We start from the raw sequence: 14,153 nt of genomic DNA on the forward strand, positions 1-14,153 counted from the left end.
GATCGCGGCGCGGCCCGGCAGCGGACAAGTCTTGCGGCAATTAACCCGATCTGCCCACCTTCGTGACCGGGCTCACCGGTCCACGCCGACCGGCCGGCGCGGTAAACCCCCGCGCCGGCCAGATATTCCGGTCCGTCGGTTTACGCCCTGGCGTCAGCGCGCGGCGAGCGGCTGTGCGGCCGGGGCGACCGGGGCCGGCAGCGCGCCGGGACCACCGAGGTAACCGTGGATGGCGGCCGCGGCCGCACGCCCCTCGGCGATGGCCCAGACGATCAGCGAAGCGCCCCGGTGCATGTCGCCGGCGACGAACACCCCGTCGGTGCCGGCCTGCCAGTCGTCCCCCGCGTCGACGGCGCCCCGGGGGTTACGGGTGACCCCGAACTGGGCCAGCAGCGGCTGCTGCTCGGTGCCCTCGAAGCCGATCGCCAGCAGCACCAGGTCCGCCGGCAACTCCCGCTCCGACCCGGGCACCACGGTGACCACTCGCCGGCCGTCGCGCTTCTCCACGGTCACCTCGGCGATCCGCACCGCCCGCACCTGACCGGTGCCGTCGTTCACGAACTCCTGCACCGCCACGGCGAAGACCCGCTCGCCGCCCTCCTCGTGCGCCGGGTAGCTGCGCAGGATCCACGGCCACGTCGGCCACGGGTCCCGCGCCTCGTCGCGCTCCTGCGGCGGCTGCGGGTACAGGTCGAGCTGGTGCACGCCGGCCGCGCCCTGCCGGTGCGCGACACCGAGACAGTCGGCCGCGGTGTCACCACCGCCGATGATCACGACGTGCCTGCCGGCCGCGTCGATCGGGGTGCCGTCCGGCAGCACCGCGACCGACGGCCGGGCCTCGCCGGCGGTGGCCGCGGCGGCGACCACGCGGTTCGCGGCCACCAGATGTGCCATCGCCTGGTGTACGCCACGCAGCGCCCGGCCCGGGGTCTCCGGGGTGTCCCGGCCCTGCAACGCGCCGCAGGCCAGCAACACCGCGTCGTGCTCGGCGCGCAGCTGCTCGGCGGTGACGTCGACCCCGACGTTCACCCCGGTGCGGAAGCGCACCCCCTCGGCGGCGAGCTGGGCCAGCCGGGCGTCGATGTGCCGCTTCTCCAGCTTGAAGTCGGGGATGCCGTACCGGAGCAGGCCGCCGATCGCGTCGTCGCGCTCGTACACCGTCACCGCGTGACCGGCGCGGGCCAGCTGCTGGGCGGCGGCCAGGCCGGCGGGCCCGGAACCGACCACGGCGACCGACCGGCCGGACGGCGCCGGCACCGGACGGGGCGCGAACCCGCGCGCCGCCGCGACGTCGGCGATCTCCACCTCGACCTGCTTGATGGTCACCGGCTGGCCGCCGGCGATGCTCAGCACGCAGGCCGCCTCGCAGGGCGCCGGGCAGAGCCGGCCGGTGAACTCCGGGAAGTTGTTGGTGGCGTGCAGCGACTCCACCGCGGCGTCCCAGCTGCCGGTGCGGACCAGGTCGTTCCAGTCCGGGATCCGGTTGCCCAACGGGCAGCCGTCGTGACAGAACGGGATACCGCAGTCCATGCAGCGGGTGGCCTGCTCGCGGACCAGCTCCTCGCCGGCCGGTGGGTACACCTCACGCCAGTCGCTGATCCGCACCGGCACCGGGCGGCGGGCCGGCAGTCGCCGGTCGTAACGCAGGAAACCGTTCGGGTCAGGCACGAGCCACCTCCTGGGCGGCCACCCGCGGGGCGGGCGGCACCGGCGCGGCCGGCGGCGCGCTGAGCGCGCTCATCACCGCGTCGTCGACGTCGCGGCCGGCGGCTTCGGCGGCCCGCATGATCTCCAGCACCCGGCGGTAGTCGCGGGGCACCACCGCGGTGAACTCCGCCACCGCCTCCGGCCAGCGCTTGAGCAGCTCCTCGGCGACCGCCGACCCGGTCTCGGCCACGTGCCGCTGGACCAGCTCGTGCAGCAGCGCCTGCTCCTGCTCGCGCAGCGGCGCCAGGTCGACCAGCTCCGCGTTGACCCGGGCCCGGTCCAACCGGTGCACGAACGCCGTGCCGCCGGACATCCCGGCGGCGAAGTTGCGGCCGGTCGCGCCGAGCACCACCACCGTCCCACCGGTCATGTACTCGCAGCCGTGGTCCCCGACGCCCTCGACCACGGCGACCGCGCCCGAGTTGCGCACCGCGAAGCGCTCCCCCACCCGGCCGCGCAGGAACACCTCACCCGCGGTGGCCCCGTACAGGATGGTGTTGCCCGCGATGATCTGGTCCTCGGCCCGCGCCCCCGGTTCGGCGTCGGCGTCGAGGAACGGCGCGGCGGCGTCCGGACGGACGATGATCCGCCCACCGGAGAGGCCCTTGCCCACGTAGTCGTTGGCGTCGCCGTGCAGCCGCAGGGTCACCCCGCGCGGCAGGAAAGCGCCGAACGACTGCCCGGCGGTGCCGTGCAGCACGAACTCGATGGTGTCGTCGGGCAGGCCGGCGCCACCGAAACGGCGGGTCACCTCGCCACCGAGCATGGCGCCGATGCTGCGGTGCTCGTTGCGCACCGCCACCTCGACCCGCACCGGCGCGCCATCGGTCAGCGCCGGGCGCGCGAGCACGATCAGCTGGTTGTCTAGGGCGTGCTCCAGGCCGTGGTCCTGGGCGCGTACGCCACGTCGGGCAGCGCCGGCGGGCAGCTCCGGCAGGTGCAGGACGGGGGCCAGGTCGAGCCCGTGCGCCTTCCAGTGCGTCACCGCCGGGGCCACGTCGAGTAGCTCGGACTGGCCGATCGCCTCCTCGATCGAGCGGAAACCCAGCTCGGCCAGGTAGCCGCGGACCTCCTCGGCGAGGAACAGGAAGAAGTTCTCCACGAACTCCGGGGTGCCGGTGAACCGTTCCCGCAGCACCGGGTTCTGGGTGGCGATGCCGACCGGGCAGGTGTCCAGGTGACAAACCCGCATCATCACGCAGCCGGCGACGATCAGCGGCGCGGTGGCGAAGCCGAACTCCTCCGCGCCGAGCAGCGCCGCGACCAGAACGTCCCGGCCGGTCTTGAGCTGACCGTCGACCTGCACGGTGACCCGGTCGCGCAGCTTGTTCAGCAGCAGGGTCTGCTGGGCCTCGGCCAACCCCAGCTCCCAGGGGGTGCCGGCGTGCTTGAGCGAGTTCATCGGGGACGCCCCGGTGCCCCCGTCGTGGCCGGAGATCAGGATGACGTCCGCCTTGAGCTTGGCCACCCCGGCGGCGACGGTGCCGACGCCGACCTCGCTGACCAGCTTGACGTGCACCCGAGCGGCCGGGTTGACGCACTTCAGGTCGTGCACCAGCTGGGCGAGGTCCTCGATCGAGTAGATGTCGTGGTGCGGCGGCGGGGAGATCAGACCGACACCCGGGGTGGCGTGCCGGGTCCGGGCGATCCACGGCCAGACCTTGTTGCCAGGCAACTGCCCGCCCTCGCCGGGCTTGGCGCCCTGCGCCATCTTGATCTGAAGGTCGTCGGCGTTGACCAGGTACTCGCTGGTGACGCCGAAGCGGCCGCTCGCGATCTGCTTCACCGCGGAGCGGCGGGCCGGGTCGTGCAGCCGATCGACGTCCTCGCCGCCCTCGCCGGTGTTCGACTTGCCGCCCAGCCGGTTCATCGCGATGGCGAGCGTCTCGTGCGCCTCGGCGGAGATCGACCCGTACGACATGGCACCGGTGGCGAACCGTTTGACGATCTCGGTGGCCGGCTCGACCTCCTCGATCGGCACCGCCGGGCGGACGCCGGTACGCAGGGTGAACAGCCCGCGCAGCGAACCGGCCCGCGCGGCGAGTTCGTCGACCTTCGCGGTGTACTGCCGGAAGATGTCGTACTGCCGGCTGCGGGTGGCGTGCTGGAGCAGGAACACCGTCTCCGGGTTGAACAGGTGCAGCTCACCCTCGCGCCGCCACTGGTACTCGCCGCCGACCTCCAGCCGGTCGGAGGCGGGGGTGCCCGCCGGCGGCCAGGCCAACGCGTGCCGGGCGGCCACCTCGGCGTGGACGCCGGCCAGCCCCACCCCGCCGATCCGGCTGGGGGTGCCCCGGAAGTAGCGCTGGATCAGCCGGGTGTCCAGGCCGACCGCCTCGAAGACCTGCGCCCCGCAGTACGAGGAGACCGTCGAGATGCCCATCTTCGACATGATCTTCAGGACGCCCTTGCCGAGCGCCTTGGCGTAGTTGCGCACCGCGGCGGCCGGTTCCATGCCGACCAGCGCACCCGTGGAGATCATGTCCTCCACCGACTCGAAGGCCAGGTACGGGTTGACCGCTGCCGCGCCGTAGCCGATCAGCACCGCCGCGTGGTGCACCTCCCGGCAGTCGCCGGACTCCACGATGAGCGCCGCCTGGGTGCGGGTCTGCTCGCGGACCAGGTGCTGGTGCACGGCGGCGGTGAGCAGCAGCGACGGGATCGGCGCCAGGTCGGCGTTGGAATCCCGGTCGGAGAGCACCAGGATGCGCACGCCGTCCTCGATCGCCTCGGAGACGTGCCGGCAGATCTCGGTCAGCCGTGCCTTGATGCCGGCGGCGCCCTCCCGGATGCGGTACAGCCCGGAGACCCGGACCGCCTTGAAGCCGGGCAGGTCGCCGTCCTCGTCGATGGAGAGGATCTTCGCCAGCTCGTCGTTGTCGATCACCGGGTGCGGCAGCACGATCTGGCGGCAGCTCGCCGCGCCCGGGTCGAGAAGGTTGCCCTCCGGCCCGATCGTCGACACCAGACTGGTCACCAACTCCTCCCGGATCGCGTCCAGCGGAGGGTTGGTGACCTGGGCGAAGAGCTGGTGGAAGTAGTCGTAGAGCAGCCGCGGTCGGGTGGACAGCGGCGAGATCGGGGTGTCCGTGCCCATCGAGCCGAGCGGCTCGGCGCCGGTGCGGGCCATCGGCGCGAGCAGGATCTTCAGCTCCTCCTGCGTGTAGCCGAAGGTCTGTTGGCGGCGGCGGACCGAGTCGTGCGTGTAGACGGTGTGCTCGCGCGCGGGCAGGTCGTCCAGCTCGATCAGCCCGGCGTGCAGCCACTCGCCGTACGGCTGCGCGGCGGCCAGCTCGGACTTGATCTCCTCGTCGTGCACGATCCGGCCGGCGACGGTGTCGACCAGGAACATCTTCCCGGGCTGGAGCCGCCCCTTGGCGACCACCCGGGCCGGGTCGAGGTCGAGCACGCCCGCCTCGGAGCCGAGCACCACCAACCCGTCGTCCGTGCGCCACCAGCGCCCCGGGCGCAGCCCGTTGCGGTCCAGCACCGCGCCGACGATCTCGCCGTCGGTGAAGGCCACCGACGCCGGCCCGTCCCACGGCTCCATCAGGCTGGCGTGGAAGCGGTAGAAGGCGCGCTTGTCCGGCTGCATGCCGGGGTCGTTCTCCCACGCCTCGGGGATCATCATGAGCACCGCGTGCGGCAGGCTCCGCCCGGCCAGGTGCAGCAGCTCCAGGACCTCGTCGAAGTTCGCCGAGTCGGAGGCGCCGGGAGTGCAGACCGGAAAGACCCGCCGGATGTTGCCCGGCACGTTCGGCGAGCGCAGCAGCGCCTCGCGGGCCTGCATCCAGTTGCGGTTGCCGCGGATCGTGTTGATCTCGCCGTTGTGCGCGATGAACCGGTACGGGTGCGCCAGCGGCCAGGACGGGAACGTGTTGGTGGAGAACCGGGAGTGCACCAGCGCGATCGCGCTGTCCACCCGCTCGTCACGCAGGTCGGGGTAGTACGCCGGCAACTGGTCGGGGGTGAGCATCCCCTTGTAGACCATGGTCCGGCTGGACAGCGACGGGAAGTACGCCGGCACGCCCCGCTCGGCGGTCTCCCGCTCGGCCTGCTTGCGCAGGCAGAACGCCACCCGGTCCAGCTCGATGCCGCGCAGCGCGGAACCGGCCGGCCCGGCGGGCGAGTCGGTGAGCCGGCGGGCGGCCAGGAAGAGCTGCCGGACCCGGGGCATCGCCGCCAGAGCGGTCTCGCCCAGCCCGGTCGGGTCGATCGGCACGTCCCGCCAGCCGAGCAGGTAGGCCCCCTCGACGAGCGCGTACTTCTCGACCACCCGGCGGGCGCGGGCCTCCGCGGCGTCGTCGTCGGGGAGGAAGACCAGGCCGGTGGCGTACTCGCCGGCCGGTGGCAGCGCGACGTCGGCCACCGCGCGAAAGAACGCGTCCGGGACCTGGATCATGATGCCCGCGCCGTCGCCGGTGTTGGGCTCGGCGCCCCGGGCGCCCCGATGGTCCAGCCGGCAGAGTGCGCCGAGGCCGTTGGCGACGACCGCGTGCGAACGCCGGCCGTGCAGGTCCGCCACGAAGGCCACTCCGCAGGCGTCGTGCTCCAGCGCCGGGTCGTACAGGCCCTGGGCGGACGGGCGGGGGCCAGGCGTCGGGGACGCCTGCGGGCTGTGCGGGTACGGAAAGGCCACCGGGCCTCCTGTCGTCACTCAGGTTGGAGCAGGGTGGGGACGACGTCGGCCCGTGGGTCTATTGAGTCTACGTTAGGGCGGGGCGCGCAAGGCCACTCAAGATTGATCACACCGTCCAGAGTCTGGGACGTGTAGTCTCGCGCGGTGGATCCGCTGCACAAGGACATCTTCGACCGGTTGGAACGCTTCTACGACGCGGTGCCCCGCGACGTCGCCGGTGTGGAGGAGCATGGCGGGCTGGTGTTGTTCGTCCGCGATGGTGCCGGCTGGCCGTTCTACGCCCGCCCCCGGCTCGACGCGACCGAGCCGCCGTCGCTGGCCGACATCACCTCGGTCCGTGAACGGCAGCGGGAGCTGGGTCTGCCGGAGGCCTTCGAGTGGGTGCACGAGACGACCCCGGAGCTGCTGGCGGTGGCCCGCTCGGCGGGGCTGAGCGTGCCGGAGGCGCCGCTGATGGTGCTCGACCCGGCCGCGCTGCCCGACCCCGGGACGCTGTCCGACGTACCGGTGCGGGTGCTGACGGCGGACTCCCCGGGCTTCGCCGCCGACGTGGCCGCCCGGCGGGCGGTGGCGGCGGTGTCGTTCGCCGCCGCTGGCACCGCGCGCGGCGACGCCGGCCCGGCCGAGCGGGACGCCGCGGTCACCGAGCTGGAGTTGGCCTCGCTGGACGAGGAACGGACCAGGGTCGCCGACGGCCGGCGAATCTCCGCGCTGGCCGGTACACCGGTCGAGGGTGCGCTGGCCAGCGGCATGGCGATGCGGGTGGGCGACGTCGCCGAGATCGCCGGGGTGGCCACCCTGCCGGCCGCCCGGCGGCGCGGGCTGGGCGCCGCGCTGACCGCCGCCATCGCCAAGGAACTGCTCGCCGCGGGCACCGACCTGGTCTTCCTCTCCGCCGGCAGCGAGGAGATCGCCCGGGTCTACCTGCGGGTCGGCTTCCGTAGGATCGGCACCGCCTGCATCGCCGAGCCCGCTGCGCTCATCCCCTGACGCCTCCCCCGGCCATTCGGCCGGGTCGACGCCCCTCGGATCAGGCGGGTGGACGCCACTGGGCGGCGGAGGCTGCGGCGCTGGAGAGCAGCCGCGAGTTGATCGTGCCGAGTGCGGCGTCCCGCGCGCGCAGCGCCAGCCGGCCCCGGGTCTGTAGCACCGCCGACATCCGCCGGGTCTGCCGCACCACGGTCGCCGCCCGGGGACGGCGCACCCGGTCGTACGACTGCACGGCGTCGGGTAGTCGTGCCTCGCGCAGCAGGGAGGCGAGCGTGGCGGCGTCCTCGAACGCGAGGCAGGCGCCCTGCCCGAGGTGCGGCGGCATGGCGTGCGCCGCGTCGCCGAGCAGCACCACGCCGCCCGGCCCGACCGGGAAGCCGTACGCGCGGGGCAGCGGTCGCAGCTCGCGGACCTCCTGCTGGACCAGGTCCGCCGGGTCGGTGGCGTCGAGCAGCGCGCCGATCGGCTCCGGCCAGCCGGCGTACCAGCGGCGCAGCAGGGCGAGCTGGGTCTCAGGCGGCTCCGGGCGGGGCGCGCCGGCGGCGGTGGCCACCCAGTAGATGCCGCCCCGGGTGGAGCCGCCCGACGAGCCGCGCTCGCCCAGCGAGGCGGCCACGAACCGGTAGCCCGCGCCGAGAACCTCACCGGCGAGCGGCTGGTCGGCGGGCAGCCGGGGCGCTCGGTACCAGGGGATGACGGCCCGCCAGGTGGCGCAGCCGGAGCTGACCACCCCGGATTCGGGGGCGAGTTGGCGGCGGATTCCGCTGTCCGTGCCGTCGGCGGCGATCACCAGGTCGGCCTCGATGGTGTGCCGTCCGTCGCCGACCGCCGGGCGCTCGCCCGGCTCGACCCGGACGTGGCGCACGGTCACCCCGGTGCGGAGCTCCACCCGGTCGCCGAGCCCGGCGATCAGCGCGTCGTGCAGGTCTTCGCGGTGCACCACCACCGGCATCCGGTCGGCGGGGATGGGCCGGGGCTGAACGAGCCAGTGCCCGTCCGGGCGCCGGACCCCGCCGTCGGGCAACGGCGTGGCGATCGCGGCGAGGCCGGCGCCGAGGCCGAGTGCCTGCAACGCGCGGACACCGTTGGGCCAGAGCACCACGGCGGTCGGCTCGGGGCGGACCCGCTCGGCGCGTTCCAGCAGGGTGACCTGCCAGCCGGAGCGGGCCAGCGCGCCGGAGACGGCGAGGCCACCGACCCCGGCGCCGACGACCACCGCGCTTCGCATCGGTGCCGCCCCCGCTCAGCTGTCCCGGTCGGCGGGGCGCGCGCCTGCGGCGTCGGCCCGGTCGTCGCGGGGTTCCGGCGTACCGTCCGCCGCCTGATCGTCGGCCGACGGGTCATCGCCGGGTACCGCCCCGTCGAGCGGCTCAGCGCCGACGGGCCGATCGTCGTCCTCGGTGGCTGGCTCGGGCGGCACGACGCCGCTGTCCTGCCAGGCCTGGTACTGCTCCTTGCTGACCACCCGGTAACCCTCTGGCGCGGAGGCCCGCGCAGGGGTCTCCCGCTCGGAGAGGTCGACCTGGGACAGGTCCGACGTGGTGGGCGGGGTCGGCGTCTGCGCCGCGCCGAGCGGGATCAGGTACTCCCGCGGGCCGCGGACCCGCACGAAGTAGACCAACGCGCCGAGGAAGACCAGGGCGGCGGTCCACACGTTGAGCCGGACGCCGAGGATCTGGTTCGCCTCGTCGGTGCGCATCAGCTCGATCCAGAACCGGCCCACGGTGTAACCCATCACGTAGAGCGCGAACGCCCGGCCCCGGCCCAGCTTCAGTCGCCGGTCGAGGACGAGGACCAGCGCGACCACGCCGAGGTTCCACAGCGCCTCGTAGAGGAAGGTCGGCTGGTACAGGCCCGGTTCGAGGATCGGTTGGCCGGCGTCGTCGCGCAGCGCGTGCCCCGGGTTGTCCGGGTCCATCCGGTGGATCTTCAGGCCCCAGGGCAGGGTGGTCTGTGCGCCGAACAGCTCATTGTTGAACCAGTTGCCGAGCCGGCCGACCGCCTGGGCCAGCGGCAGCCCGGGGGCCAGCGCGTCGGCCACCACGCCGAACGGGATGCCGAGCTGCCGGGCCGCGATCCAGGCGCCGAGCGCGCCACCGGCGACCGCCCCCCAGATGCCGAGGCCGCCCTCCCAGATGGCGAACGCCTTCATCGGGTCACCGCCGGCGCCGAAGTACTTCTCGGGGGAGGTGATCACGTGGTAGATCCGGGCGCCGATGATGCCCGTGGGCACCGCCCAGACGGCGATGTCGAGCACCGCGCCGGGTGCGACGCCGCGCTGACGCAGGCGACGCTCGGTCACCCAGCAGGCCAGCACGATGCCGAGGATGATGCACAGTGCGTACGCCCTGATCGGCACCGGCCCGAGCTGCCACACGGCGGTGCTGGGACTGGGCAGGGCCGCCTGGGGGGACAGCGAGGCGAGGGTCACGGGTGCACACGCTACCGCTGTGCACCCCCGAAGCGGCACCCCGGGCCGCTGCGCGCGCTTCCCGGTGACTTCTGGTTTGCACCGCCGTACGCTCTTTGTCCATGAGCGCGCTCACCTGGGCGGTCGCCGCGGTCGTCACTGACGACGCCGGCCGGGTGCTGCTCTGCCGGCAGGGCCGGGGCGAACGCCGGTACGCGCTGCCCGGCGGGCGGCTGCGCCCGGCGGAGAGCCCGGTCCAGGCGGCGCTGCGGGACATTCGCGCGGAGACCGGCTGGGAGATCGAGCTGGTCGACCTGGTCGGCGTCTACCACCTGACCAGCCCCTCGGCGAGCACGCCGGCCGGGCGCGCCGGGCCGCTGCCGGACGTCCTGGTGCACGTGTTCCGGGCCCGCGCGGCCGAGGTCCGACCGGTCGCCGATCCGCCGCCGGGTTGCCGGCTGTCCTGGCACGCCCCCGCCGCGCTGCCCGAGGCGGTCACCCCACTCACCCGGGCCGCCGTCACCGATGCGGCCGCCGGCCGCTCCGGCGTGCTGCGCGACGCCCGCTGGGCGCCGGACACCGTCGACCCCGCACCCCGCCCGGTAGCCGGTCAGGCCGAAGGAGACGGCCAGCGAGAAACCGGCCACGACGGGCCAGCGCCTGGCCGCGGTGACCAGCCACGGCCCGGCCACGGCGGGCGGCCGGGCGTGGGGCAGCCACCAGAGCAACGTGGCGAAACGACCACGGACCCGTCACTCCGACCCTGACCGCACCGGAGCCGTCCGGCTGGCGACCCCCTGGAACCAGCGGGCCGGGCCGGGAACCAGCGGGTGGGCACGGGGAACAACGGGCGAGCCGGGGACGGGCGGGCGGGCCTGGGGCCAGCGGGCGGGCCGGGACCAGCATCGACGAACGGTGCAGCACTCGGGGCCACGTGACGCAGCCTCGCGGGATTGCCACCGCCCGGCGGGCATCCTCGGCCCGACGAGCATCATCGGCCCGGCGGGCATCATCGGCCCGGCGGGTCTGCCGTCGGGCATCGGCCCGCCCGGCGGGCATCGCTCAAAGTGGTAAGGATGCCCGGCGCAGCGCCACGCCGAATCGCCGAGCCACGCGCCCGGCGCGATAACCGGCCGCCGACCGGTGGGCCGCCGGACTGGTGGACCGCCAGACCGGGTGGACCGCCAGACCGGGTGGACCGCCAGACCGGGTGGACCGCCAGACATCCAGACCGGTGGACCGGCAACTGGCGATCCGGCCAGACCTGGGGCAGCCGCAGGGCCGCAGCAGCCGTGGCCGCAGCGGCAAGGGGTTGTCCGGCCGGCCCAGAGGTCGGCCGGACAACCGACCAGCGATCAGCGGGTGGGTGTGCGGACGCCCTCGGCGAGTTCGGCGCTCAGGGTGCGCAGGGCGGTCAGCCCGTCGGCCTCGGTGGGCGCGTCGAGCAGGCAGCGGACCAGCGCGCTGCCGACGATGACCCCGTCGGCGTAGCCGGCGACGGTGCCGGCCTGCGCACCGGTACCCACGCCCAGACCGACACCGACCGGCAGGTCGGTGACCTCGCGGACCCGGGAGACCAGCTTCGGGGCGGCGTCGGAGGTACGCGCCCGGGCCCCGGTCACGCCCATCACAGCGGTGGCGTAGACGAAGCCCCGGCAGTGCGCCACGGTCATCGCCAGCCGGGCGTCGGTGGACGACGGCGACACCAGGAAGGTGCGGTCCACCCCGTGAGCGTCCGAGGCGGCCAACCACTCGTCCGCCTCGTCGGGGATGAGGTCCGGGGTGATCAGGCCGGTCCCGCCGGCGGCGGCGAGATCGCGGGCGAACGCGTCCACGCCGTAACGCTCGATCGGGTTCCAGTAGGTCATCGTGACCACCGGGGCGCCGGTGGCGGCGACGGCCTCGATGATGCGCAGCGTGTCCGCGGTGCGTACCCCGCCGGCCAGCGCGATGTCACTGGCCTTCTGGATGACCGGCCCGTCCATCACCGGGTCGGAGTACGGGATCTCCACCTCGATGACGTCGACGCCGGCCTCGACCATCGCGGTCATCGCCGCGATGCTCCCCTCGACGGTCGGAAACCCGGCCGGCATGCAGCCGACCAGCAGCGCCCGCCCGTCGGCTCGTGCCTTGTCGAAGGCCACCCCGATCCGGCTCATCTCACCGCTCCTTGTCGAGGATGCCGAAGTAGTCACCGGCGGTGTGCACGTCCTTGTCGCCCCGCCCGGAGAGGTTGACCACGATGGTGGGCTCCCGGCCCAGCTCGGCGGCGAGCTTCGGGGCCAGCGCGACGGTGCCGGCGAGCGCGTGTGCGCTCTCGATCGCCGGGATGATCCCCTCGGTACGGCAGAGCAGCTCGAACGCGGCCATCGCCTCGTCGTCCGTGACCGGCTGGTAGCTGGCCCGGCCGGTGTCGTGCAGCCAGGCGTGCTCGGGCCCGACGCCCGGGTAGTCCAGCCCGGCGGAGATCGAATGCGACTCCAGCGTCTGCCCGTCGGCGTCCTGCAGCACATAGGTGCGGGTGCCGTGCAGCACGCCGGCCGAGCCGCCGGTGATGCTGGCCGCGTGGCGGCCGGTGGCCACCCCGTCGCCACCGGCCTCGAAGCCGTACAGCCGCACGTCCGGGTCGCCCACGAAGGCGTGGAAGATGCCCAGGGCGTTGGAGCCGCCGCCGACGCAGGCGGTGACCGCGTCCGGCAGCGCACCGGTGAGGTCCAGGCACTGCTGACGGGCCTCGTCGCCGATACCCCGGACGAAGTCGCGGACCATCGCCGGGAACGGGTGCGGCCCGGCGGCGGTGCCGATCAGGTAGTGCGTCTCGTCGACGTTGGCCACCCAGTCGCGCATCGCCTCGTTCATCGCGTCCTTGAGGGTGCGCGAGCCGGTGGTGACCGGGACGACGGTGGCGCCGAGCATCCGCATCCGGGCCACGTTGAGCGCCTGCCGCTCGGTGTCGACCTGGCCCATGTAGACCACGCACTCCAGGTCGAACAGGGCGGCGGCGGTCGCGGTGGCCACGCCGTGCTGGCCGGCGCCGGTCTCCGCGATCACCCGGGTTTTGCCCATCCGCTTGGTGAGCAGCGCCTGGCCGAGCACGTTGCGCACCTTGTGCGCCCCGGTGTGGTTGAGGTCCTCGCGCTTGAGCAGCACCCGCGCGCCGACCTTCGCGGAGAACCGCCGGGCCTCGTAGAGCAACGACGGGGTACCGGCGTAGTCGCGCAGCAGCGCGCCGAACTCGGCCCGGAAGGACTCGTCCGCCATCGCCGTGCGCCACGCCCCGTCGAGCTCGTCCAGCGCGGCCACCAGGGCCTCGGGCACGAATCGACCGCCGAAGCGGCCGAAGTGGCCGGCGGAGTCGGGCTGCGTACCGGCCACCGGGGCCAGCGCGTCGGCGCTCATCGGAAATCCTCTCGGTGGGGCGTCGGACGGCGCGAGGTCAGCGCACCGGCCGGGGCGTTGCCGGGTGGTTGCCGGCGTTGACCAGCTCGGCCACCGCCTCCCGCGGGCTCTTCTGCGTGACCAGGCCCTCGCCGACGAGGACCGCGTCGGCGCCCGCGGAGGCGTACCGGATCAGGTCGTGCGGGCCGCGGACGCCAGATTCGGCGATCTTGACGACGCTGCTGGGCAGGCCCGGCGCGATCCGCTCGAACACCGACCGGTCGACCTCCAGGGTACGCAGGTCACGGGCGTTGACCCCGATCACCTGCGCACCGGCCTCCAGGGCCCGGTCGGCCTCCTCCTCGTCGTGCACCTCGACCAGCGCCGTCATTCCCAGCGACTCGATCCGCTCCAGCAGGCCCATCAGCACGTTCTGTTCGAGCGCGGCGACGATCAGCAGGACCAGGTCGGCGCCGTGCGCGCGCGCCTCGTGCACCTGGTAGCTGGAGACGACGAAGTCCTTGCGCAGCACCGGAACGGTGACCGCGGCCCGGACGGCGGCCAGGTCGTCCAGCGAGCCGCCGAACCAGCGCCCCTCGGTGAGCACGCTGATCGCCCGCGCCCCGCCGGAGGCGTAGTCGACGGCGAGGTCGGCCGGATCGGCGATCTCGGCCAGGCGGCCCTTGGACGGCGAGGACCGCTTCACCTCGGCGATCACCGCGACGCCGGGCTTGCGCAGCGCCGCGTACGCGTCCAGCGGTGGTGGCGCCGCCGCTGCCAGCTCACGGATCCGCTCCAGCGGAACCTGTTCCTGGCGCCGGGCGACGTCCTCGCGCACGCCAGCCAGGATCTCGTCGAGCACGCTTACGGACGCCGCCTGACCGGCTTCGTCCCCCTCCGCGTGCGCATGCTCATCAGTCACCATCGGACTCCCCTCTCCGGGTGTCATGGGCCGATGCTAGGGGCAGCCGGCCGGAGCCGGGAGCCGGGGGTATGGCGCTGCTCACGAAAAGGGCTGCGGCATAATGG

The 14,153-nt window shown here is 74.0% G+C and carries 9 protein-coding genes; 2 read left to right on the forward strand and 7 right to left on the reverse strand.

The features are described 5' to 3' along the window. Window positions 1–153: 153 nt before the first annotated feature. Together BUS84_RS14390 and gltB are read right to left on the reverse strand one after the other, a co-directional pair. The gene (locus BUS84_RS14390; RefSeq protein WP_074312937.1) at window positions 154–1,668 is read right to left on the reverse strand and encodes a glutamate synthase subunit beta; all 1,515 of its coding nucleotides are present in this window, start codon (window positions 1,666–1,668) and stop codon (window positions 154–156) included. Beyond that, window positions 1,661–6,346: a glutamate synthase large subunit gene (gene gltB, locus BUS84_RS14395; protein ID WP_074312939.1), complete on the reverse strand. Its 4,686-nt coding sequence runs from the start codon at window positions 6,344–6,346 to the stop codon at window positions 1,661–1,663. Before gltB ends, BUS84_RS14390 begins: the two co-directional genes overlap by 8 nt. A 153-nt stretch (window positions 6,347–6,499) precedes the next feature. Between gltB and BUS84_RS14400 the strand changes: the two genes are divergently transcribed. Beyond that, entirely contained in the window at window positions 6,500–7,336 is an 837-nt protein-coding gene (locus BUS84_RS14400; protein WP_084757772.1) for a GNAT family N-acetyltransferase, read from the forward strand. A 40-nt stretch (window positions 7,337–7,376) separates the two neighbouring features. On the opposite strand, the gene BUS84_RS14405 is transcribed toward BUS84_RS14400, so the two are convergent. Then, the gene (locus BUS84_RS14405; RefSeq protein ID WP_074312943.1) at window positions 7,377–8,564 is read right to left on the reverse strand and encodes an FAD-dependent oxidoreductase; all 1,188 of its coding nucleotides are present in this window, start codon (window positions 8,562–8,564) and stop codon (window positions 7,377–7,379) included. Between the two features lie 15 nt (window positions 8,565–8,579). Next, complete coding sequence (lgt, locus tag BUS84_RS14410; protein WP_074312945.1) at window positions 8,580–9,767, reverse strand: prolipoprotein diacylglyceryl transferase; 1,188 nt, start codon at window positions 9,765–9,767, stop codon at window positions 8,580–8,582. 101 nt (window positions 9,768–9,868) lie between these two features. Between lgt and BUS84_RS14415 the strand changes: the two genes are divergently transcribed. Beyond that, on the forward strand, window positions 9,869–10,513 hold the full coding sequence (locus tag BUS84_RS14415; protein ID WP_074312947.1) for an NUDIX hydrolase: 645 nt from the start codon (window positions 9,869–9,871) through the stop codon (window positions 10,511–10,513). Between the two features lie 588 nt (window positions 10,514–11,101). Here BUS84_RS14415 and trpA read toward each other — a convergent pair. The 3 genes from trpA to trpC are packed head-to-tail and all read right to left on the reverse strand — an operon-like array spanning window position 11,102 to window position 13,986. Next, the gene (trpA, locus tag BUS84_RS14420; protein ID WP_074312949.1) at window positions 11,102–11,905 is read right to left on the reverse strand and encodes a tryptophan synthase subunit alpha; all 804 of its coding nucleotides are present in this window, start codon (window positions 11,903–11,905) and stop codon (window positions 11,102–11,104) included. Window position 11,906: 1 nt separating this feature from the next. Then, a complete protein-coding gene (gene trpB / locus BUS84_RS14425) occupies window positions 11,907–13,145 on the reverse strand; it encodes a tryptophan synthase subunit beta (RefSeq protein WP_074312951.1) in 1,239 nt (412 codons plus the stop codon). Between the two features lie 37 nt (window positions 13,146–13,182). Next, on the reverse strand, window positions 13,183–13,986 hold the full coding sequence (gene trpC / locus BUS84_RS14430) for an indole-3-glycerol phosphate synthase TrpC (RefSeq protein WP_201749232.1): 804 nt from the start codon (window positions 13,984–13,986) through the stop codon (window positions 13,183–13,185). Window positions 13,987–14,153 lie beyond the last annotated feature (167 nt).

Origin of the sequence: Micromonospora cremea, assembly GCF_900143515.1 — a bacterium.
Taxonomy (GTDB): domain Bacteria; phylum Actinomycetota; class Actinomycetes; order Mycobacteriales; family Micromonosporaceae; genus Micromonospora; species Micromonospora cremea.